General features: G+C 58.4%; 13 protein-coding genes and 1 pseudogene. 9 read left to right on the forward strand and 5 right to left on the reverse strand.

Annotation, left to right across the window (positions count from 1 at the left end):
• Positions 1 to 34 precede the first annotated feature (34 nt).
• Positions 35 to 2,065 (forward strand): annotated as a pseudogene (locus BK659_RS06215) (methyl-accepting chemotaxis protein).
• 15 nt (positions 2,066 to 2,080) lie between these two features.
• On the opposite strand, the gene BK659_RS06220 reads toward BK659_RS06215, so the two are convergent.
• Together BK659_RS06220 and cra are read right to left on the reverse strand one after the other, a co-directional pair.
• The gene (locus tag BK659_RS06220) at positions 2,081 to 2,857 is read right to left on the reverse strand and encodes a TatD family hydrolase (RefSeq protein ID WP_123424223.1); all 777 of its coding nucleotides are present in this window, start codon (positions 2,855 to 2,857) and stop codon (positions 2,081 to 2,083) included.
• A gap of 3 nt (positions 2,858 to 2,860) precedes the next feature.
• Positions 2,861 to 3,856, reverse strand: a complete 996-nt coding sequence (cra, locus tag BK659_RS06225) for a catabolite repressor/activator (protein ID WP_123424224.1) — start codon at positions 3,854 to 3,856, stop codon at positions 2,861 to 2,863.
• Positions 3,857 to 4,163: 307 nt separating this feature from the next.
• Here cra and ptsP point away from each other — a divergent pair, with 307 nt between their 5' ends.
• The 4 genes from ptsP (at position 4,164) to BK659_RS06250 (ending at position 11,443) form a co-directional block, all read left to right on the forward strand.
• The gene (ptsP, locus tag BK659_RS06230; protein ID WP_123424225.1) at positions 4,164 to 7,025 is read left to right on the forward strand and encodes a phosphoenolpyruvate--protein phosphotransferase; all 2,862 of its coding nucleotides are present in this window, start codon (positions 4,164 to 4,166) and stop codon (positions 7,023 to 7,025) included.
• Positions 7,025 to 7,966, forward strand: coding sequence for a 1-phosphofructokinase (gene pfkB / locus BK659_RS06235; RefSeq protein ID WP_123424226.1), 942 nt, complete (start codon positions 7,025 to 7,027; stop codon positions 7,964 to 7,966). The genes ptsP and pfkB overlap by 1 nt, the downstream gene beginning before the upstream one ends.
• Positions 7,967 to 7,977: 11 nt before the next feature.
• The gene (locus BK659_RS06240) at positions 7,978 to 9,717 is read left to right on the forward strand and encodes a PTS fructose-like transporter subunit IIB (RefSeq protein ID WP_123424227.1); all 1,740 of its coding nucleotides are present in this window, start codon (positions 7,978 to 7,980) and stop codon (positions 9,715 to 9,717) included.
• Between the two features lie 184 nt (positions 9,718 to 9,901).
• Positions 9,902 to 11,443 (forward strand): alkaline phosphatase D family protein, encoded by a 1,542-nt coding sequence (locus tag BK659_RS06250; RefSeq protein ID WP_123424228.1) that lies wholly within the window; start codon positions 9,902 to 9,904, stop codon positions 11,441 to 11,443.
• A gap of 115 nt (positions 11,444 to 11,558) precedes the next feature.
• Here the strand turns inward: BK659_RS06250 and BK659_RS06255 are convergent, their stop codons facing one another.
• Positions 11,559 to 14,090 (reverse strand): PepSY domain-containing protein, encoded by a 2,532-nt coding sequence (locus BK659_RS06255; RefSeq protein WP_123424346.1) that lies wholly within the window; start codon positions 14,088 to 14,090, stop codon positions 11,559 to 11,561.
• A gap of 144 nt (positions 14,091 to 14,234) precedes the next feature.
• Positions 14,235 to 16,559: a TonB-dependent receptor gene (locus tag BK659_RS06260; protein ID WP_123424229.1), complete on the reverse strand. Its 2,325-nt coding sequence runs from the start codon at positions 16,557 to 16,559 to the stop codon at positions 14,235 to 14,237.
• Between the two features lie 207 nt (positions 16,560 to 16,766).
• Between BK659_RS06260 and BK659_RS06265 the strand changes: the two genes are divergently transcribed.
• The 4 genes from BK659_RS06265 to BK659_RS06280 all read left to right on the forward strand — a co-directional run bounded on the left by BK659_RS06265 (position 16,767) and on the right by BK659_RS06280 (position 21,736).
• A complete protein-coding gene (locus BK659_RS06265) occupies positions 16,767 to 17,447 on the forward strand; it encodes a Fe2+-dependent dioxygenase (protein WP_123424230.1) in 681 nt (226 codons plus the stop codon).
• Positions 17,448 to 18,206, forward strand: a complete 759-nt coding sequence (locus BK659_RS06270; protein ID WP_259740215.1) for a tetratricopeptide repeat protein — start codon at positions 17,448 to 17,450, stop codon at positions 18,204 to 18,206.
• A gap of 387 nt (positions 18,207 to 18,593) precedes the next feature.
• A complete protein-coding gene (locus tag BK659_RS06275; RefSeq protein WP_123424231.1) occupies positions 18,594 to 20,810 on the forward strand; it encodes an alpha-xenorhabdolysin family binary toxin subunit A in 2,217 nt (738 codons plus the stop codon).
• Positions 20,811 to 20,857: 47 nt separating this feature from the next.
• A complete protein-coding gene (locus tag BK659_RS06280) occupies positions 20,858 to 21,736 on the forward strand; it encodes a hypothetical protein (protein WP_123424232.1) in 879 nt (292 codons plus the stop codon).
• A 42-nt stretch (positions 21,737 to 21,778) separates the two neighbouring features.
• Here the strand turns inward: BK659_RS06280 and BK659_RS06285 are convergent, their stop codons facing one another.
• Positions 21,779 to 22,942: a type III PLP-dependent enzyme gene (locus tag BK659_RS06285; RefSeq protein WP_123424233.1), complete on the reverse strand. Its 1,164-nt coding sequence runs from the start codon at positions 22,940 to 22,942 to the stop codon at positions 21,779 to 21,781.
• Positions 22,943 to 23,398 lie beyond the last annotated feature (456 nt).

Raw genomic sequence — 23,398 nt, forward strand, 5'->3', positions numbered from 1 at the left:
GCGAATAAAAATAAGAAATGAAAGGGGGACGTCTGTGAAGAGTTTGCTCTATCCCGCCGTTGCATTGATGAATCGCCTGAGCTTCGGCATGAAGTTCAGCCTGATCAGCGTGCTGTTTTTCTTTCCCATGCTGGTGACCAATTTCTATCTGGTCCGCGACTCGTATCGCGAATTCCAGGGCACTCAGGTCGAGTTGCAAAGTCTCGACCTGTTGGGCAGTGGTATGGCGCTACGGCGGGATCTGGAAACCTTGAACAACCTGGTGCAGATCAACGCGACCCTCGGCCAGTCCGGCAAGGCGGGAGATATCGAATCGAAGATCAGCGTCCTTGAGCAGAACGTGCTTGCACACCTGCAAGGCCTGAGCGCGATGACCATCGATCCTGAGCAGGTCAGTGTTTTCGATGGAAAACGCGATGAAATGATCGCGGCGTTCAAGGCCCAGCAGGCAGAAACGTCCCTGCAAAGCAAAAGCGCGTTGATCGGCAAACTGCTCGGTAATGCACAGGTTTTCGGTCAGATCATCGCCAGTCAGGCCGGTCTGAGCCGCGACAACCAGAGTGACATGCGCCAATTGAGCGAGCTGATCACCAATGTCACTCCACGCGTCACGCAAACCCTCGGCGAAGGCCGGGCGATGGGGGCCTACTCGCTGGGGCAGGGGTTTCTCAATTCCGCTTCGAGCACCCGTTTCGATGAACTGCTGGCGCAGATTGAAAAGCTTCAGGCCGAATACACCTTGAAATTGCAGGATGTGTTGGGTGTCGGTAAAGCTGCGCGTGAGGTGCTGGAACCCTCGGCGAATGCCAGTAAGGCAACGCTCAAGCAAGCCAGCGAGCTGTTTGAAGAGCAAGTGGTGATGGCCGATACCCTCGATAAACCGTGGCAGGGTTTTTACGATCAGGTCACCGGGCTGATGGAGAAGACCTATCAACTGAACGATGCGACGCTGAAGTTTCTCGACGTGCAATTGCAGCAACGCCTGGAGCAAAATCGCACGCACATGCTGCTGCAAGTGGTGGCGCTGTCGGCGGTTTTTGTGCTGATTTTCTATCTCTACGGTGGTTTCTACGCTTCCACCCGCACCACTCTCAAGCGTCTGGGCGGGGTCATGGACAAGGTGGCGGCCGGTGACATGACCGTTACGTTTACCGCCCATAGCCGTGATGAGTTGGGTGAGCTGGGCAACGTCTTCAATGGCACCGTGGCCAAGATCCATGACCTGATCGAGTTGGTCGGCAAGACCGTCAACGAGGTCGAGCGTCAGGCGAGTCAGGTGGAGACGGTATCGGCCCAGAGCAATCAGGCGGTGGCCGGCCAGCGTACGCAGATCGAGCAGGTCGCCACGGCGATGAACCAGATGTCGGCCACCGCTCAAGAGGTCGCACGCAGTGCCGCGGCTGCCGTCAGCAGTGCCCATAGCGTGAACGACGAAACCATTAGCGGACGCGGGTTGGTCGAGTCGCAATAAGGCAGCATTGCGCAACTGGCCAGCGAGATCGATTCGTCGGTGTTGGTGATCAATCAACTGGCCAGTGACAGCCAGTCCATCAGTCGCGTGCTGGAAGTGATCAAGAGCATCGCTGAACAGACCAACCTGCTGGCGCTCAACGCCGCCATCGAGGCCGCTCGTGCAGGCGAGCAGGGACGTGGTTTTGCGGTGGTGGCCGATGAGGTCCGCACCCTGGCCAAACGCACCCAGCAATCGACTGAAGAAATCGAGCAGATGATTGCCAAGCTGCACGGCGGCGTTGGCGCGGCCGTGAAGGCCATGGGCGTCAGTCATCAGATGGCCAGTGGCACGGTGGGTCAGTCGGAAAAGGTTCAGCAAGCGCTGGAAAACATTCTGGGCGCGGTGGGCATGATCGTCGACCAGAACCAGCAAATTGCCGCGGCAGTCGAGCAGCAAACTGCGGTGGCCCACGACATCGACCAGAACATTGTCGAGATCAACCGGGCCGGCGAGCGCACCGCCGAAGGTGCGCACCAGACCGAAAGCGCCAGTCGTGCACTGTCGGCCCAAGTCGTGCAGTTGAAGCACTTGATCAGCGCGTTCAGGGTTTGAAGATTGGTAGACGGCTTACCAGTTGAACAGCTCGCAGGCATTGGCGGTGCTGGCGGCGGCCAGTTGTTCGGGGCTGATGGCCATGATTTGCGCCAATGCCGCGCAAATCGCCGGCAGATGAGCAGGGCTGTTGCGTTGTCCGGGGTACATGGCGGGCGCCATGTCCGGTGAATCGGTTTCCAGTACCACCGAGGTCAGTGGCAAACCGGCGATCACTTTGTGCATGCGCAAGGCTTGTGGCCAGGTTGCCGCGCCGCCCAATCCCAGTTTGAAGCCGAGTTTGATGTATTCGCGGGCCTCTTCCTGGCTGCCGGCAAAGGCGTGGATGATGCCGGCGCGTTTGAGCCTGAAGCGTTTCAAGGTCGCAATCACGGCCGCATGGCTACGCCGCACATGCAGCAGCGCGGGCAATTGGAAGTCCGCCGCCAGCTGCAGTTGTGCTTCAAACAGCGCTTGCTGGCGTTCGCGGTCCAGAGCCTCAAGAAAGTAATCCAGACCAATTTCACCTACCGCACACAGTTGCCGATGGCCGGCCAGACGCGTCAGCCAGTCCGCCAGCTCAATCAGGTCGACAGGGCGATGCTCATCGACGTAGACCGGGTGCAGGCCAAATGCGGCATGCAGGTCCGGATCGCTTTGCACCAGATCCCAAACCCGCTGCCAATTGCGCTGATAAACCCCCAGCACCACCATCCGCTTCACACCCAAGGCGCGGCTTTGAGCCAGCAGCGCCTGACGGTCTTCGTCGAAGTCCGGAAAGTCCAGATGAGTGTGGCTGTCGATCAGCTCCACGTTTCAGTCCTGGCGAATACGCTGCTTGAAGGTCCGCGCGATGGCTTGCACGCCGGGTTGGTAATGGTCTTCTTCAATCGCCGCGAGAGCCAGTTGCAGGACTTTATCGGCGATCAGTTGATGCTGCTGGGCCATGGCGTTGACCGGCAGCGGCAGGAAGTCCAGCAACTGTGTGTCACCAAAAGTGCCGAGGCGCAGCGGGCGAGTTTTCAACGGGAAGTCATGCAAGGCATCGAACACGCCTTGAAGCAGCACATAGGAAGTGGTCACCAACGCATCCGGCAGGTGACCGAGGCGTTGCAGCAATTCCTCCATCAACTGCCGACCGCAGTCACGACTGAACGACTCGCCGTGTTCGATCAAGACGTCACCTTTGAAATCGACCAGGGCCTGCTTGAAGCCGGCGGCACGTTCCTGGCTGATGCTCAGCTCAGGCCGCGCACCGATCAGCGCAATCTGCTTGGGTTCTGGCTGCAACAGGCTGCGGGTGAGGTTCAGGCTGGCTTCGCGATCATCGCTGATCACCGAGCAGAAGTGCTCAGGCTCCATGACCCGGTCGATGGCAATGATCGGCAAGCCCTTGGCCTGCAACTGGAGATAACTGTCATCGCCGGCCGGCAGGCAGCTGGCGACGATCAATGCATCACAACGCCGTGCGCGAAACAGCGCAAGCAACTGGCGCTCGCTGTCCGGTGCATCGTCGGAGCTGGCAATCAGCAGCTGATAGCCACGCGCCCGGGCACCCTGTTCGAGGAGCTTGGCGATCCGCGCGTAACTGGGGTTTTCCAGGTCCGGCAGAATGAAGCCCAGGGTGCGGGTGTGCCGACTGCGCAGCCCGGCGGCTTGAGGGTTAGGCGTGAAGCCATGTTGCTCGACCACCGCGCGCACGCGCTCGACGGTGGCGTTGCTGATGCGTTGCTGTTCGGCCTTGCCATTGATGACATAGCTGGCGGTGGTGACAGACACACCGGCCAACTGGGCGATATCACTGAGTTTCAACCCGGGATTTCCTTGTTTTTTCGAGCTTGCCCCGACATTTTGTCCAATCCTACCCGATTACGGCAGGCGACCCATGTCGCAACGCATCCGACAAGTTGGACTTCAAGGTTGGGAGATTATCGAGTAACGTGCCAACTCATCTAGATTAAACGTTTCAGCAAGCGTATTTTCTTCGCTATTGGCTCTTTTTGCCGGTTCTGCCGTGAAACCGACAAAGGATGCTCTGAAAAAGAGTGCTCTGAATAAAGCCTAAACTGATTCAATCAAAACAATACCTGGTGCGATCCCGCGCCAAAAAGGAGAAAGCATGCTCGAGCTCACCATAGAGCAGATATCCATGGGCCAGTCGGCTGTGGATAAAGCCGCCGCATTGCATTTGCTGGCCGACAGGCTGGTCGCCGATGGCCTGGTGGCCGAGGGTTATCTCAGCGGATTGCAGGCGCGTGAAGCCCAGGGTTCGACCTTTCTCGGCCAAGGTATTGCGATCCCCCACGGAACCCCCGATACCCGCGATCTGGTGCACACCACCGGCGTGCGTTTGTTGCAGTTCCCCGAAGGTGTGGATTGGGGCGATGGCCACATCGTGTACCTGGCGATCGGTATCGCGGCCAAATCCGACGAACATTTGCGCCTGCTGCAATTGCTGACCCGCGCCCTCGGTGAAACCGATCTCGGCCAGGCCTTGCGCCGTGCCAGCAGCAGCGACGCCCTGCTGAAACTGCTACAAGGTGCGCCGCAAGAGCTGGCGTTGGATGCACAAATGATCGGCCTGGGTGTATCCGCCGACGATTTCGAAGAGCTGGTCTGGCGCGGTGCGCGGTTGTTGCGTCAGGCCGACTGCGTGAGCAATGGCTTCTCTGCGGTATTGCAGCAGGTCGAAGCGCTACCGTTGGGCGATGGTCTGTGGTGGTTGCACAGCGAACAAACGGTCAAGCGCCCGGGCCTGGCCTTCGTCACCCCGGACAAACCTATTCGTTACCTTGGCCAGCCGCTGAGCGGGCTGTTCTGTCTGGCCAGCCTCGGCGAGGCGCATCAAGCCCTGCTCGAGCGCCTTTGCGCCTTGCTGATTGAAGGCCGTGGCCACGAGCTGGGGCGCGCCACCAGCCGCCGTGCGGTGCTGGAAGTGCTCGGCGGCGAGTTGCCAGCCGATTGGCCGAGTGCCCGCATTGCCCTGGCCAACGCCCACGGTTTGCACGCACGACCGGCAAAGATCCTCGCGCAACTGGCGAAAAGTTTTGAAGGCGAGATCCGCGTACGCATCGTCGACGGTCAGGACAGCGCAGTGTCGGTGAAGAGCTTGAGCAAACTGCTCAGCCTCGGCGCCCGTCGGGGCCAGGTGCTGGAGTTGATCGCCGAGCCGAGCATTGCCGCCGATGCCTTGCCAGCGTTGCTGGCGGCTATCGAAGAAGGTCTGGGCGAAGAAATTGAGCCCTTGCCGACTGCGAGCGCACCGAGTGAGGTCATCGCCGAAGTCACCACCGTTTTGCTCGCTCCAGCCTCGGGCAGTGTGATCCAGGCCATCGCCGCTGCACCGGGGATTGCCATTGGCCCTGCGCATATCCACGTGCTGCAAGCGATCGATTACCCATTGCGTGGCGAGTCCACGGCCATCGAACGCGAGCGTCTGAAAACCGCCCTGGCCGATGTTCGTCGCGATATCGAAGGCTTGATCCAGCGCAGCAAGGCCAAGGCCATTCGCGAGATTTTCATCACCCACCAGGAAATGCTCGACGACCCGGAGCTGACCGACGAAGTCGACACTCGCCTCAAGCAAGGCGAGAGCGCTGAAGCTGCGTGGATGGCGGTGATCGACGCGGCAGCCAAACAACAGGAATCCTTGCAGGACGCCTTGCTCGCCGAACGTGCAGCGGACTTGCGTGATATCGGTCGGCGGGTGCTGGCACAACTGTGCGGCATCGAAACCCCGAGCGAACCGGATCAGCCGTACATTTTGGTGATGGATGAAGTCGGTCCATCGGATGTAGCGCGCCTTGATCCGACGCGGGTGGCCGGCATTCTCACCGCGCGCGGCGGTGCCACCGCCCACAGCGCGATCGTCGCTCGGGCCCTGGGCATTCCGGCGCTGGTCGGTGCTGGCGCGGCGGTGTTGCTGCTGGCGCCGGGCACGCCGTTGCTGCTCGATGGTCAACGCGGTCGGCTGCATGTCGACGCCGATGCTGCGACGTTGCAGCGTGCCGCCGAAGAACGTGACAACCGCGAACAACGTCTGCAAGCCGCAGCGGCCCAGCGTCACCAACCGGCGCTGACCCTTGACGGCCATGCGGTCGAAGTGTTCGCCAACATTGGCGAAAGCGCAGGCGTGGTCAGCGCGGTGGAGCAGGGTGCTGAAGGTATTGGTCTGCTGCGCACCGAACTGATTTTCATGGCCCATCCGCAAGCGCCGGACGAAGCCACTCAAGAGACCGAATACCGTCGGGTGCTCGATGGCCTGGCCGGACGGCCGCTGGTGGTGCGGACCCTCGATGTCGGCGGTGACAAGCCGTTGCCGTATTGGCCGATTGCCAAGGAAGAAAACCCGTTCCTCGGCGTACGCGGGATTCGCCTGACATTGCAGCGTCCGCAGATCATGGAAGCGCAGTTGCGTGCCTTGCTGCGTGCCGCCGATAACCGTCCGTTGCGGATCATGTTCCCGATGGTCGGCAGCGTCGATGAATGGCGTCAGGCGCGGGACATGACCGAGCGCCTGCGTCTGGAAATCCCGGTGGCCGACCTGCAACTGGGGATCATGATCGAAGTGCCGTCGGCAGCCTTACTGGCGCCGGTCCTGGCCAAAGAAGTCGACTTCTTCAGCGTCGGCACCAACGACCTGACCCAATACACCCTGGCCATCGACCGTGGTCACCCGACCCTGTCGGCCCAGGCCGACGGCTTGCATCCTGCGGTCTTGCAACTGATCGACATCACCGTGCGTGCCGCCCATGCCCATGGCAAATGGGTGGGGGTGTGCGGCGAACTGGCGGCGGACCCGCTGGCCGTGCCGGTGTTGGTTGGCTTGGGTGTGGACGAATTGAGCGTCTCGGCGCGCAGCATCGGCGAGGTCAAGGCACGGGTCCGTGAGCTGAGTCTTGCGCAGGTAAAACATCTGGCCCAACAGGCTCTGGCCGTGGGCAGCGCGAATGAAGTGCGCGCATTAGTGGAGGCTTTGTAATGGCCAAAATCCTGACTCTTACCCTTAATCCGGCGCTGGACCTTACCGTTCAGTTACCGCGTCTGGAACCGGGTCAAGTCAACCGCAGCGACGCCATGCACACCCATGCCGCCGGCAAGGGCGTGAATGTGGCGCAGGTGCTTGCGGACCTCGGGCATCAGCTGACGGTCAGCGGCTTTCTCGGCGAGGACAATCTTCAGGCGTTCGAAGCGTTGTTCGCCCGCCGTGGTTTTGTCGATGCGTTTATCCGCGTGCCGGGGGAAACCCGCAGCAACATCAAACTGGCAGAAGCGGACGGGCGCATCACCGACCTCAACGGTCCGGGGCCGCTGGTCAATGAGGTCGCGCAGCAGGCGTTGCTCGATCGTCTGGATCAGATTGCTATGGGCCATGATGCGGTGGTGGTCGCCGGCAGTTTGCCGCGAGGCGTCAGTGCGCATTGGTTGCAGGCACTGTTGCTGCGCCTCAAGTCCAAGGGTTTGAAAGTCGCCCTGGACACCAGCGGCGAAGCCTTGCGCGCAGGTCTGGCGGCTGGCCCGTGGCTGATCAAACCCAACACCGAAGAGCTGGCCGACGCGCTGGACTGCGAGGTGGTTTCGGTGACCGCTCAAGCCGAAGCGGCGAGCCGCTTGCACGCTCAAGGTATCGAACACGTGGTGATTTCCCACGGTGCCGACGGCGTGAACTGGTTCAGTGTCGGTTCGGCGATGCACGCGACGCCACCCAGGGTCAGCGTTGCCAGCACGGTAGGCGCAGGCGATTCGTTGCTGGCGGGCATGCTCCACGGTTTGCTCAGTGCCGATACGCCTGAGCAGACTTTGCGCACCGCCACGGCGATTGCCGCCATGGCGGTCACCCAGATCGGTTTCGGTATCGGCGACGCCGCGCAACTGGCGCAGCTCGAACAGGGCGTGCGTGTGCGCCTCCTGACAGAACAATAAGAGGGTTGGTCATGAAGTTAGCCATTGTTACTGCCTGCCCGAATGGCATGGTCACCAGTGTGCTGTGCGCCCGTTTGCTGGATGCGGCAGCGCAGCGTCAGGGCTGGATGACGTGTGTTGAAGTGCACGACGCCGCGCACCCGGAACGCCAGTTATCCGCTGCGACGCTCGAGGATGCCGAGTGGGTGCTGCTGGTCAGCACCGGAACTGTGGAGATGTCGCGGTTTGTCGGCAAACGGGTGTTCCAGAGCACGCCGTCCCAAGCCCTGCAAGACGTCGATGCGGTGCTGCGCCGTGGTGCTGAAGAAGCTCAGGTGTACGTCGCGCCGCAAGCCGTCGTCGAGCCCGCTGTGGTCAGCAAAAACGCACCGCGCCTGGTGGCGGTCACCGCTTGCCCGACCGGTGTCGCTCACACCTTCATGGCTGCCGAAGCCTTGCAGCAAGCGGCCAAGCGTCTGGGTTATGACTTGCAAGTGGAAACCCAGGGCTCGGTCGGTGCGCGTAATCCATTGAGCCCGCAAGCCATCGCGGATGCCGACGTGGTGTTGTTGGCGGCGGACATCGAAGTCGCTACCGAGCGTTTCGCCGGCAAGAAGATTTACCGCTGCGGCACCGGCATTGCCCTGAAGCAGGCCGAAGCCACACTCAACAAGGCCTTGGCCGAAGGCACGCAAGAAACCGCGTCGACCGGCGCCAAAGGCCCGGCCAAACAAGAGAAAACCGGGGTCTACAAACACCTGCTGACGGGCGTCTCGTTCATGCTGCCAATGGTGGTGGCCGGTGGTTTGATGATTGCGCTGTCGTTTGTCTTCGGCATCACTGCGTTCAAGGAGCCGGGCACGTTGGCGGCGGCACTGATGCAGATCGGTGGCGATACCGCGTTCAAGTTGATGGTGCCGCTACTGGCAGGTTACATCGCCTACTCGATTGCTGACCGTCCGGGCCTGGCGCCGGGGATGATCGGTGGTCTGTTGGCGAGTACGTTGGGCGCCGGTTTTATCGGCGGGATCATTGCCGGTTTCATCGCCGGTTACGCGGCACAAGCGATCAATCGTTATGCGCGCTTGCCGCAAAGTCTGGAAGCGCTGAAGCCGATCTTGATCATCCCGTTGCTGGCGAGTTTGTTCACCGGTCTGGTGATGATTTATGTGGTCGGTAAACCGGTCGCCGGACTGCTCGAAGGCCTGACTCATTTCCTCGACAGCATGGGCACCACCAATGCGATTCTGCTGGGGGTATTGCTCGGCGGCATGATGTGCGTCGACCTTGGCGGGCCGATCAACAAGGCCGCTTATGCGTTCTCGGTAGGGCTGTTGGCGTCGCAAAGTTATGCACCGATGGCCGCGACCATGGCTGCTGGCATGGTGCCGCCGATTGGCCTGGGCATTGCCACGTTCATCGCCCGTCGCAAGTTTGCCCAGACCGAGCGTGAAGCCGGCAAGGCAGCCTTGGTGTTGGGGTTGTGCTTTATCTCCGAAGGGGCGATTCCGTTCGCCGCCAAGGACCCGTTGCGGGTGATCCCGGCGAGCATCGCCGGTGGTGCGTTGGCCGGTGCGCTGTCGATGTATTTCGGCTGCAAACTGATGGCGCCTCACGGTGGGCTGTTCGTCATGTTGATCCCGAATGCGATCAACCATGCGTTGCTGTACTTGCTGGCGATTGTTGCTGGGAGTTTGCTGACGGCGGTGGTCTATGCGCTGGTCAAGCGTCCGGAAGTCGTCGAGTTGGCATTGGAACCCGCGAACGCCTGACATCTACCCCTGTGGGAGCGAGCTTGCTCGCGATAGCGGTCTAGCAGGCAGCATCCCTTCTGAATGTGATGGCCTCATCGCGAGCAAGCTCGCTCCCACAAGGGGACCAGTGGCACTGGTGGACTTTTGTGTCACACCTGATTCACACAGCCATGGTTAAGTTTTCCTTTTCAGGGAGAACACCATGAGCGAATTCGACTTGGGACGCCGTCGAGTGATGCAGGCCGTCGGTGCCGGGTTGCTGTTACCTGGCCTGGCTCCGGCGGTGATCGCCTCGGTCAAGGATCGTCCACAGCTTACCGATGGCGTGCAGTCCGGCGACCTGCTGGGCGACCGGGCGATGATCTGGAGCCGCAGCGATCGCCCGGCACGGATGGTCGTGGAGTGGGACACTCGCAGCCTGTTCAGCAACCCTCGGCGTTTTGTCTCACCGTTGGCCGATGCCCGCACCGACTTCACCGCCCGGGTCGAGCTGAGCGGATTGCCCGCCAATCAGGCGATCTTCTATCGCGTGTACTTCGAAGACGCTCAATGCGGTGCGGCCAGCGAACCGTGGTTCGGTCACCTGCGCAGCGTGCCGCAGACCCGTCGCGACATCCGTTTTGTCTGGAGCGGCGACACTGTCGGTCAGGGTTTCGGAATCAACCCGGACATCGGTGGCATGCGCATCTACGAAGCCATGCGCCTGCGCTTGCCGGACTTCTTTATCCACAGCGGCGACACCATCTACGCCGACGGCCCGGTACCGGCGCAACTGACCACCGAAAACGGTCGGGTGTGGCGCAACATCACCACTGAGGCCAAAAGCAAAGTTGCGGAAACCCTCGACGAGTATCGCGGCAATTATCGCTACAACCTGATGGACGAAAACATCCGCCGCTTCAACGCCGAAGTGCCGCAGATCTGGCAGTGGGACGACCACGAAGTGGTGAACAACTGGTCGCCGGGTAAGCAGCTCGACGATCGTTACCAAAGCAAGGATATCCACAGCCTGGTCGGCCGCGCACGGCAAGCCTGGCTCGAATATGCACCGATGCGCTTGCAGGCTGCCGACAACGGTGGGCGGATCTATCGCAAGCTCGGTTACGGGCCGCTGCTGGATGTGTTCGTGCTGGACATGCGCAGCTATCGCGGAGCTAACGACGACAATCTGGGCGGCGAAAAGGCCTTTCTCGGGCGCGAGCAACTGGAGTGGCTCAAGCGTGAACTGAAGAACTCCGGCGCGCAGTGGAAAGTCATCGCCGCCGACATGCCGATTGGCCTCGGCGTGCCGGATGGCGAAGTCAGCCCCGGCGTACCGCGCTGGGAAGCAGTGGCCAACGGTGACCCTGGCCCGGCCCAGGGCCGCGAGCTGGAAATCGCTGAATTGCTGGGTTTCTTGCGGGCACAGCAAGTGCGCAACTTCGTCTGGCTGACGGCTGATGTGCACTACTGCGCCGCTCACCATTACCACCCGGATCGCGCAGCGTTTCAGGATTTCGAGCCGTTCTGGGAGTTCGTCGCAGGGCCGTTGAATGCCGGCAGCTTCGGACCCAATCCACTGGATAAAACCTTCGGCCCCGAAGTGGTATTCGAGAAAGCCCCGCCGGCGCAGAACACTTCGCCGTTTGCCGGGTTTCAGTTTTTTGGCGAGGTGAATATCGATGGACAGACCAGCGAAATGAGCGTGATCCTGCGTGATCTGGATGGGGTGGCGGTGTTTGAGCAGAAGTTGCAGCCGGTTTGAGAGCGGGTTGGTGTGGGAGCGAGCTTGCTCGCGATAGCGGTCGGGCAGACAACATCAATGTTGAATGTTGAACCGTCATCGCGAGCAAGCTCGCTCCCACATTGGGTTTGTGTTGTCAGTAGACGTCGCGCCGGTAGCGGCCCTGCTCGATCAACCGCTCGACTTCATCAACACCGAGCAGCTCGTTGAGCACCTGATCCACCCCCGACGCCATCCCTTTCAGGCTGCCGCAGATGTAGATCGATGCACCGTCCGCCAGCCATTTTTTCAGCTCGATGGCTCTTTGGCGCAGGCGATCCTGGACGTAGATCTTCTCGGTCTGATCCCGCGAAAACGCCAGGTCCAGGCGCTCCAGGTCTCCGGCGATCAACCATTCCACCAGTTCATCACCGCAGAGGAAGTCATGCTCGCGATTGCGTTCACCGAACAGCAGCCAGTTGCGTGTCTGGCCCTCGGCAATTCGTGCCTTGAGCAAGCTGCGCAGGCCTGCCAGCCCGGTGCCGTTGCCCAGCAGAATCATCGGCACGGGCGTTGTCGGTAGATGGAAACCGCTGTTGCGCCGCACCCGCAGACTGATGGCACCACCGAGTTGCGCGTATTCGGTCAGCCAGCCGGAGCCGACGCCCAGGCTGCCATCCGAATGACATTCCTGACGCACCAGCAGTTCGAGCACGCCGTCGGCGGCAATCGAGGCGATCGAGTATTCGCGCATGGCCAATGGCACCAGCGCGTCGACCAACGCCTGAGCGTGCAAGCCGACCAGATGCACACGATTCTCCGGCAACTGACGGCTGGCCAAGGCGTGTTCCAGGGGTTCCTGCAAGCCATCGAGTTGCACCCGACTGTTGCCGGCGATGCCCAGCCCTTCAAGGAACTGTTCAATCGCTCCCCGGCAGTTGCGCGGCAGCACTTCAACCAGGTCGCCGGCCAGCCAACTGCTGGTGTCGGGCGCCGTCAGGCCCAGCAGGTAAACGTCGGCGCCGCTGCTGTCGGGGTTGAGCAGTTCACGCTTGCTCAAGGTCCAGTTGCTGTAGCTGGGGGCTTTCCAGGTATCGACTGGCGGCTGTCCGGTCAGTTGACCGAGTTGCTGTTGCCAATGACGCAGGGCGTAAGGGTCGCCGCTGTCGACTTCCACCGGGGCAAACAGCGTGGTGCCACCGTGTTCCGAAAGCCAGCTGTGCAGGCGTTTGGCGAAGCCGCAGAAGTGTTGATACTGCCGATCACCGAGGCCAAGCACCGCGTAGTTCAGGCTCGAAAGGCTCAGAGCCCGACCGAGCACCTTGCGCTCGAAACCACGGGCGCTGTCCGGTGCTTCACCGTCGCCAAAGGTGCTGACCACAAACAGCGCGTTGCTCGACTCATGCAGATCCTGCTCGCTCACAGTCGCCAGCGCTTGAACCTTTACCGGCAACCCGGCGGCCTGCAACTGGCTGGCGGTCTGCCAGGCCAATTGTTCGGCAAAACCGCTCTGGCTGGCGAAACCGATCAGCCATGCCGGGGTATCGCTGGTGGTGTGCACCAGGTCTTTGCGGGCGTTTTTGATCTGATGTTTCTTGCGCCGACGATCCAGGTACAGCAACCAACCGGTGATGAAAAACAGCGGCATGCTCAGCGCCGCGAGCATCAGCACAATTCGCCCGACGAGGCCGAAGTAACTGCCGACGTGCAGCGCGTAGATACTGGTCAGCAGTTGCGCCTTGAAGCTCTTGTCGCTGTAGCGATCGTGGCGGCTGATAACACCGGTGGCCGGGTCGAGGGTGATCTGGTTCAGCGCCCGGTCGTGGGGCGAGTTTTTCAACAGATAGAACACGGTCGCCGGCTGTCCGGCCACCGGTGGCATGCGCACGTTGTAGGCGCTCAGGCCTGGGCCGGCGGTGCTGTAGATACTGCTCCAGATCGCGTTGTAATCGGCGGTCGGCGCGGGGCCGGCCGGTGGCGGGGCACCACGACCCTGCCTGACGCGCTCGTTTTGCGGCGCGTCGGACAACAGTTTGCTCAGGCCCTTGTTGTACCATTCATAGGACCAGGACAACCCGGTCAGCGCTGCCAGCAAATACACCAGCAAGCACCAGGTACCGGCGACCGAGTGCAAATCCCAGTTGAAGCTGCGACCTTTCTTCGCCCAGTCGAGGGTCAGCCAGGCACGCCAGCTCGCGACCTGACGCGGCCAGCGCAGGTAGAGCCCGGACAGGCAGAAGAAAATCAGAATCAGTGTGCAGGCACCGGTGATTTGCCGGCCAGTGTCGCCCATCGCCAGAAAACGGTGCAGTTGCAGCATCAGACCAAAGAAATCCTGGCCAACGGCATCGCCCATGTAATCGCCGGTGTACGGATCGACGTAGCGCATCTGGCCACGGCGCTCGCCCGGCGGCGGGGTGAAGAACACGCGTGCAGCAAAGCCGCTCTCGGTTTCGACCCAGAGCATCGCGACTTTCTTGCCTTCAGTGGCTTCGACCCTGGCCACCAGATCGGCCGGCGGCAGCACGCCGGCGACCTGCTTCTCAACCAGCAGGACCTGCGGGTTCAGCGCCCGCAGGATCTCATCCTGAAACGACACCGCCGCACCGGTAATGCCCATCAAGGCCAGCACCAGACCCGCGCTGATGCCGAAGAACCAATGCAGCTGGAACAGGGTTTTCTTCAACACATCGACCGCCTTGTTCGTCTGAAACTGTTTGTTCAATAAAATCTCAAGGCGCGCATTATGCCGTGAGTTGTCGAGAAACATTCCTTTTTACACACAAAAGCCCCGCTCACCTGAATGGGCGGGGCTTGGCGGCTTCGTTCTTTATCAGAAGTGGAAGTTGGTGCTCAGCAATGCCGTGCGGCCCGGCGCCTGGTTGGCGAAGTGGGTCGCGAAGGCTTTGTCGTAGTAGGTCACGTCGGTCAGGTTCTGCAGGTTCAGTTGCAGGTCGACGTTTTTGCTCAACTTGTAGCTGGCCATCGCGTCGTAACGAACGTAGGAATTGACCATGGTGGTGTTGGCCACACTGCCGAACACGTCATCGACATAGAACGCTCCACCACCCAGGGTCAGCTTCGGCGTGACGTTGTAAGTCGTCCACAGGCTGGCGCTGTTTTTCGGGGTGTTAGGCAATTGGTTGCCATCGGTGGCGTGGTTCAGCGGGCCGCCATCGACTTGCTCGCTGTCCATGTAGGCGTAGCCGGCGAAGACTTGCCATTTGTCGGTGATCTTGCCGTTTGCCGACAGTTCGATACCTTGAACGCGGGTTTTGCCGGCGTTTGCGTAGGAAGTGGTATCAACCTGTACGCGTGCGTTCTCTTTCTCGGTACGGAACAGGGCGGCGGTCAACGACAGACGATCGTTGAGCAGGTCCCACTTGGTGCCGACTTCGTAGTTCTTGGTGGTTTCCGGCTCCATGTCGCTGCTCAGCAGGTTGCCGTTGCGATCCGTGGTCCCCGACAACGGGTTGCCGTCCATGCCTTCGCCCAGGGTGTTGCCCGGTGGTGTGGCGGAGGTCGCGTAAGAGGCGTAGATGCTGCCGTTTTCAGCCGGTTTGTAGACGACGCCCAGCTGACCGGTGACGAACTCGCTGGTGTCAGCGCCTTTGGCAGTGGTGGCACCTGCCGCAGTGAAGGTCTTGTATCGGGTGTCGAAGTGGTCGTAACGCAGGCCCATGTTCACCAGCCATTGCGGCGACAGTTCCAGGGTGTCGAACACGTACAGGGCACGGGTGTTGGCGGTGGTGTCAGTGCCGGCGTAGTTGCGCGAAATCGCGCCGTTCCACGGATCATTCGGGTTCGGGTTGGCCAGCGAGGTGCAGTTGTAGCCGCTGGACGCGCCGATCATCGACGGCGTGCAGTTGCTGCTCGATGTAGCGGGCGATCCTGGCGTGGTATCGGTGTTCACGTTGTACGAGGACTTCTCGCCTTCTTCACGGGTGAACTCGACACCGGTGGAGAAGCTGTTCTTGAAGCCGGCGATGTAGAAGTTGCCAAACAGATCGGTCTGGTTGGTGGTGGTCGCCACGTTGCTGACACGGGTGTTGGCACGACGCCAGACGCTGCCGTTGTTCACGTTACCCTTGCTGTCGTCCGGCTGGGTCAGGATGTAATCCTGCATGCTGGTGCCGTGGCGCAGGGTGTTCTTGATGGTCAGCGCGTCGGTCAAATCGTGTTCGATCGCGAAGGTCGCGGTGTCAGTACGGGTCTTGCGGAAGTCGCGGTCGGTCAAGCCATAGAAGTTGCTGCTGTCGCCGCCAGCGTAGGGTTTGTCCGGGTTGCTCTTGGTGCGATCAGCGGTCTTGCCCGAAGCGGGTACGGTGTACGGAATACCCGAATCCGGCAGGTCATTGCTTTGCAGATGGTAGTAGTCGAGGTTGACGCGGGTGTCGGTGCCCAGGCCGAAGGCCAGCGACGGCGCGATGCCCCAACGGTCGTAGTCGACTTTGTCGCGGCCGGCGACGTTGCTTTCGTGGCTCAACAGGTTCAGGCGGCCAGCGGCGGTATCGCTGAACTGGTAGTTGCTGTCCAGGGTGTAGCGCTGGGTCTGGTCCGAGCCCCAGGTGAAGCCACCGTCGAATGAATCGCCCAAGTGCGCTTTTTTGCTGACCAGGTTGATGCTGCCACCGGCTGCACCACGACCGCCTATCGCGGAGTTCGGGCCTTTGCTGACTTCGATCGACTCAACGGCAAAAATTTCACGGCTCTGCGAGCCGGTGTCACGCACGCCATCCAGATACGTATCACCCTGAGCGTCGAAGCCGCGAATGAACGGACGATCGCCTTGCGGGTTGCCGCCTTCACCGGCACCGAAAGTGATGCCTGGAACTGTGCGCAGCGCATCCTGCATGTTGAGGGCGCCAGTGTCCTTGAGGACCTGTTGTGGAATCACGGTCACCGAACGCGGGGTATCAATCAGCGGCGCGGTGTACTTGGGCGAAGAAGCTTTTTCGACCTGGTAGGAGGTTGAGTCCTGGGCTTCACCGGTAACGCTGGTGGCATCCAGGGAAATCGCATTGCGCGGCGCTTTTTCGTCAGTCTTTTCTGCGGCGAATACCATGTGCGCTGCAGAGCTGGCAGTGATTGCCACACCCATTGCAGAAGCGAGTAAACGCGGTGAACTGACCGGTGATTGTGGTAGCTGGCGTGACATTGTGAATTCCCCTCCCCAAGGATTTGAGGCCGCGGAATATAGGGTAAACACGTATTTGTATCAATTGAGATATATTGCTATTTGCATCAAATTTACATTCTTTACAATTTTTCCTTACGGTTTTTGCGGACTCGTTCGTCATGCCGATTTTACATAGCCAATAAGAATCAATACCATTAAGACCCTTTCGCTTTCAGGTATTGCCCCATGCTGCTGCATATTCCCGGCTTGTTCTCCCGTGAAGAGGTGCAGCGCATTCGCGAGGCTCTGGAGCAGGCTGACTGGGCGGATGGCAAGATCACCGCAGGCTTTCAATCGGCCAAGGCCAAGCACAACCTGCAGCTGCCGGAAGGCCATCCGCTGGCCCAGGAAATCGGCGCGGCGATGCTCGAGCGGTTGTGGAAACATCCGCGATTCATGTCAGCGGCGTTACCGCACAAAGTCTTCCCGCCGCTGCTCAACTGCTACACCGCAGGTGGCAGTTTCGATTTTCATATCGACAACGCCGTGCGTCAGCCCAAAGGCAGCATCGAGCGCGTTCGCACCGACCTGTCGTCCACGTTGTTCTTCAGCGACCCGGACGAGTACGACGGTGGCGAGCTGGAAATTCAGGACACCTTCGGTACCCAACGAGTGAAATTGCCGGCCGGCGACCTGGTGCTCTATCCGGGCACCAGCCTGCACAAGGTCAACGCAGTCACTCGCGGTACACGTTATGCCTCGTTCTTCTGGACCCAAAGCCTGGTTCGCGAAGATAGCCAGCGCGCTTTGCTGTTCGAGATGGACGAGGCGATCCAGCAATTGACTCAGGACATGCCGGATCATCCGTCGTTGATCCGCCTGACCGGCACCTATCACAACCTGCTGCGTCGCTGGGTCGAGGTGTAAGTGACGGACTTTCGTTTGCGCCGCGAGGAAATCCTCGACGGCGAGCGGCTCAGCGCCATGCTCGAAGAAAGCCCGGCCCGTGCGGCGCAGGCGATTCTGCTGGCGGCTGGCGAGGGCGTGGTTGAGGCGCAAGCGTTACTTGGGCAGATCCTGCTCGATGGCCGGGGCATCGCCCGGGATCAACCGCTGGCCGTACGCTGGTTTGAAATCGCTGCCGGTCAGGGGCATCTGATGGCGCGCAACATGCTGGGTCGTTGTCTTGAACATGGCTGGGGCTGTGCAGCGGATGCTTCAGTGGCTGCGCGGCATTACCGGATGGCGGCGCTAGCGGGGCTGGATTGGGCGATGTACAACCTTGCCAACCTGCTCGCCACCGGACGCGGGATAACAGAGAACCAAGCGCAAGCCCTGGCGTTGTATCGTCACGCCGCAGAGCAGGGCCACGCCAAATCCATGAACTTGTTGGGCCGCTATCTGGAAGAGGGACGTCACTGCCCGCAGGATCAGTTTGCGGCTCGGGAATGGTATCGACGCTCGGCCGAGGGTGGGGATTTTCGTGGTCAGTTCAGTTATGCAGCAATACTGGCCGATGAAGGGCGGATCGAAGATGCGCTGGGTTGGTTGCGCGAGGCACTGGCCGGGGGAAACGTGAACTTCTTGCGGGTGAGCATTGAATCATTGCTCAGCGCAAATCATCCACACATCCGCGGGATGGCTGATGCTTATCGGCAGCGGCTATCTCAGGTGGTCGCGTTTTAACGGTAGAGGGTTGCTACTCACTGTCTGGGTCGCGAAATTTCGCTTTATCAAGAATATTGCACGATAGAGAGCGTTACCCGAACAGGTTAACGCGGTCGTCGGCTATGCGTAATGTTTGGCGATAAGCTTGCGGTTGTCGCTAACTTAACTGAGTCGGCGTCGTTAAAATATAAAAGCTTCCAGTCGAACGAATTCAATTGCCCTGAGTTGAAATCCGGTTGTTGTGTTGATTGTCTTGAATTTTAATATTTATCGGCTTGTTGGTGTTCGTTGCGGTGAACTAAGGTGGGTGTTCGCGATGTGCGTATTGGCTCGGAGGAACCGGCTAATTAGTGTCGTGAATAAAGTGAATTTAAATTAAATTCTGAAGAAGACAAGGAGTCTCTGATGGAACTAAAGACCGATAACAAGGTGGTCGAGGCCGCTGTAAAAGCGCCTCAGGTATTTATAAACGCATCGCTGGGTGAGGGTGAAGAATACAACCGGGCACCCGGAATGCAGTTGACCAAAGAGCAGATCATCAGTTTAAGGAAGTATGAAGCCTTGGGTCTGTCTCTTCCCGTTCGGCTACAAGATGTCGTTGCCTATTTAAATTATGGTGTGGGTGATGGGGGCGGCGTGGGGCTTACTGCCAGGGATTTTCTACGCACCTTCACCATGACATATGACCATGCCAAGCGCTGGTCGCCATTGCGCGAGCAAATAATGCTGACAGGCACCCACCTCAAGATTTTTGCCGGCAGCATTATCCGGACGGGTAACGGAATTGTAGAGGTTTATGATGACCTCAAAGCGTCGAAATACCTGGAAGAGCATAATATCAATACGCCAGAGGAGTATCAGAAGCTGAAACTCCGGATTCCGAATCTTCCCGATCTTGCTTTGCCTCCGGGAGATGTTCCGGAAATCAAGGACTACCTCAATGACTTGCTGACGAAGGTCAGGGAATGCCATAAAAAGGCCGAGGATGTCAGAGAACAATTGGACAGTTTTGGCACCGACATGCGCGAGAAAGTACTGCCGGAAATAAAGCTGAGATTGGAATTTGTTTCAAAGAATACGTATCAGTCCGATATTCAAGTTCTGCAAAAAGAGATCGATCAGCGCTCGGCGGAAATAGACGAACTCAACAAACAATACGATCGACTGGTTCAGGAAGCGATTGAGGCGGCAGCGACCCTCAATGTTGGCGGGTTGATTCTCGGCATCTATCAGGGTATCAAGGCTGAGCAGATACGCAGTCAACGTAATAAACTGAAGGAATTGCAAAAAGCCGCTAATCAAATTATGGCCAGCAAAAACCAGACGTTGAGTTCTTTGAATAAAGTGCGTGATGATCTTCAAAACCTGAGCTACGTTGCAATCGAAGCTGAGGTCGCGACTCAAAATCTTATGTTGGTGTGGAATGCGTTGAGTACCTACATCACTGCCTCCGTAAAAGAGGTCGATGTGCTGGATGAAGCGACGTCTTTGAGACGGTTTAAAAATCAGATAATCAGTATCGTTGCCCCGTGGGAACAAATAAAGGTGAGCTCGGATCAATTGCTTGCTGTGTTCGCAGAGGCTGATAAGGAGCATGCGGGTAATCCTTTAGTTTTTTGGAGCAAGATGGCCATGAGTTTGCTATTTAATGATTCGTATCACGCCTCTTTTAATATGGAGAGCTTGCGTGGTCATAATGCCGGAGTGCAACGAACGAACACGTCTGCGCAAATGCTCTTCGAACAATTCGATTACCTGCCCGGCACAGTCGGAGTAATGAATGATCTGACGCTCGCTATCAACAGGACAACATTCGAACTGCGTAATCAGGCTCAGACAACCCACATCCATTTGGAGCGTGCCGAGAAAAAACTCAAAGCCTATCAGGCAGAGCTGGATTATCCGGACGATGTGGAGGAGGTTCATGAGGACATGGAGGCGGAGCTCAAAAATGTATTCAATAAAATATCCGCGCAAGCGGAAGATTTAAAAAGTCTTCATAAGAGTGTTAGCGTCCCCTATGACAGGGACGCCTCGCAAGGATGGGTCGTTACACTGCAGCAGGATCGGGCATTCACTGAAGAACTCAAGATTAAAACCGATGAAAAGCTAGTTGAACTGAGCGAGCAGATGAAGTCCGTGTCCGAGGCGATTGATTTGATCGGAAAGGCCGGAGTCGAAAAAATCGGTGAGGAGGCGAAGTTATCGCTGGAAAATTTGAACGCCCTGGGTTTGGCGCCGCCGCAGATTCAAATCGCCTTGTTGGCCATTGATACGCTTAAAAAATTGATCTCTGGTATTGGGGAGGCCATTTCTTATCTCAACATGCTTGCAGCGTACAGCCGTCTCGCGGAGAGAGCGGGTGAACTGAGGGTGCAAACGCAAAAACATGCCAAAGATATCGCCCGGATGGATGGGAAGATTGAATTGGTAAAGACGCTTGACGAGTTGGACGATGGGCGCTGGGGATACGTGAATGAATTCTCGAATCTGATTGGCGACTTTGAAAAGCTCACCCGCGAATTCAAGCAAGACACGTCGCTGCCCGTCGAAGAGCGGACGGAGACGGCGATCACCCGGATCGTAGACACTATTAAATACCTGAAGTCCATTTACCAATAATAAGGAGTCGGGGGGGTGGGTGTACGCCCACCCCTCCAAGAGGGAGTATGAATACAAGTGCATATGAATTTACTGCGGCGCAGCGGCGTGTGTTAGACCGTTACACCCATTTTCTTGGCTCCCTGCACCCGACATTCAACGGTATACCGGTTGTGTTTGAGCGCCGTAGAAGAAGCGGTCATCAACTTGCGGTTCTGGCCAAGGATTCGCGTTTGAGCAATGCTCAGTTTAATGAGCGATATCTGCAAGAGTTTTGGGAACGTACTGAAGAAGCCTGGCGTCTATACAAAGATTATGTTGAAGACCTCGAAACGTTCACTCGAGAGTCTTTGGAAATAACCGGGAAGACCTCCAGGAATGAACCGGTTGGCCAAGTGGATTTCCGGTTGTACAGTTTGTCCAGATCCACGATCTGGAAGTTGTTTCCGCCAAAAAATGTACCGGACTTGATTCACGAGTTGGCGCTTCGATTTTATGAGCTGAGAACTGTAGTACGACAACTGAAGTATACAATGGTCGAAACGTATAACGAATCATTTGGACTCAAGTCGGTATTCACGAGTGCAATGGACCATCGATCCTGTCATTGCCATTCAACGCCGACTGTTGTGCAGGAGTTGTTTCGTGAGTCTGACACTACACCTGTCTGGGACATCAATTACTCTTCCAGGGATGCTTCGGTCAGGGCGGCAGAATATAAGGCCGATATCGCGGCGTTATTCAATGGATTCGTTTCTGTGAACTCGCAGATGGGGCTGTTCATTGAAGAGCTCTATCTACGTATCGATGGTGCATTCTATGAGCTCTTGCGAGCAAAGAATGTATCCAGACTCGGCGAATTAAATTTCAAGCTGGGCGCCACTATGGAGGGCGCTAATGAAGGTATGGCGATGATGAGTCACTTGGAGGCATGGCTACGTAAATAAAAAAAGGCCCATGTTTTCATAGGCCTTTTTTTACGGTATCGCTTATACGTAGAACGACTTCAACGGCGGGAAGCCATTGAACTCAACAGCGCTGTAGCTGGTGGTGTACGCACCGGTGGACAGCCAGTACAGTCGGTCACCGATGGCCAGGTTCAGCGGCAGGCCGTACTTGTAGTTCTCGTACATGATGTCGGCGCTGTCGCAGGTTGGGCCGGCGATCACCACTTCTTCCATCTCGCCTTTCTTTTCGGTCCAGATCGGGAACTTGATGGCTTCGTCCATGGTTTCGATCAGGCCGGAGAACTTGCCCACATCCGTGTACACCCAACGCTCGACAGCGGTGCGGGATTTACGCGCGACCAACACCACTTCGCTGACCAGGATGCCGGCGTTGGCGATCAGCGAACGGCCTGGCTCAAGGATGATTTCCGGCAGGTCGTCACCGAAGTCTTCCTTGAGGAAACGGATGATTTCTTCGGCGTAGGTTTCCAGGCTGTTGGTGCGGGTGATGTAGTTGGCCGGGAAGCCGCCGCCCATGTTGATCAGCTTGAGGTGGATGCCGTCTTCTTCTTTCAGACGCTCGAAGATCACTTTGACCTTGGCGATTGCCGCGTCCCAGACGCTGATGTCGCGCTGCTGCGAGCCAACGTGGAAGGAGATGCCGTAAGGCACCAGGCCCAGGTCGCGAGCGAGGATCAGCAGGTCCATGGCCATGTCAGTCTGGCAGCCGAATTTACGCGACAAAGGCCAGTCAGCGGTGGTCGAACCCTCGGTGAGGATACGCACATAGACTTTCGAACCCGGTGCAGCCTTGGCGATGTTGCGCAGGTCGGCTTCGGAGTCGGTGGCATACAGACGCACACCCTTCTCATAGAAGTAGCGAATGTCCTTGGATTTCTTGATGGTGTTGCCGTAGCTGATGCGGTCCGGGCTGACGCCGCGACCCAGCACCTTGTCCAGCTCGTAAATCGAGGCGATGTCGAAGCTCGAACCTTTCTCTTTCAGCAGGTCGATGATCTCGACGGCCGGGTTGGCCTTGACCGCGTAGTAAACCTTGGCAAATTCGAAACCGGCGCGCAGGTCGTCATAGGCCTGGGCGATCATCGCGGTGTCGATAACCACGAACGGGGTTTCTTGCTTGTCGGCGAAGGCCTTCATTTTCTGAAAGGTTTCACGCGCGAAATAGTCTTCGACATTGATCGACATACTTGGGAGCTCCTAATGGCAAACGGGTAAAAACAATGGGTGCAAATGAACGTCCTCCGTATCCCCACTTTGGTTCGCCTACTTCCCAAGGCATGTCGCCGAAAGCAAAAAGGTCAACCTGGCGCTGCGCCGCGGGTGACCTTGCTGTCTCGTCGTCAGTACTTGAGCCGGATGGATCGTTTCCAGCATGGACGTTCGGCGCGAACTTTAGGACTTGAGCGGCTTGAGATCAACAAAAAATGTCGCGTTTTTGCACGCATCCGTCGTGCGGTCCCGCTCAGTCCTTTATGTAACCGACCTGGATGACAGTGTGATGTTCCCGTTGGAGGGATATTTTGGGTGTTTCGGTGAGAGTTGTGGTGCCCCTAATCGCGAGCAAGCTCGCTCCCACACTGGATCTGTGGTGTGCATGCAATCTGTGCATCAACACACATCCCCTGTGAGAGCGAGCCTGCT

The sequence above is a fragment of the Pseudomonas brassicacearum genome (genome assembly GCF_003732225.1).
Classification (GTDB): Bacteria; Pseudomonadota; Gammaproteobacteria; order Pseudomonadales; family Pseudomonadaceae; genus Aquipseudomonas; species Aquipseudomonas brassicacearum_E.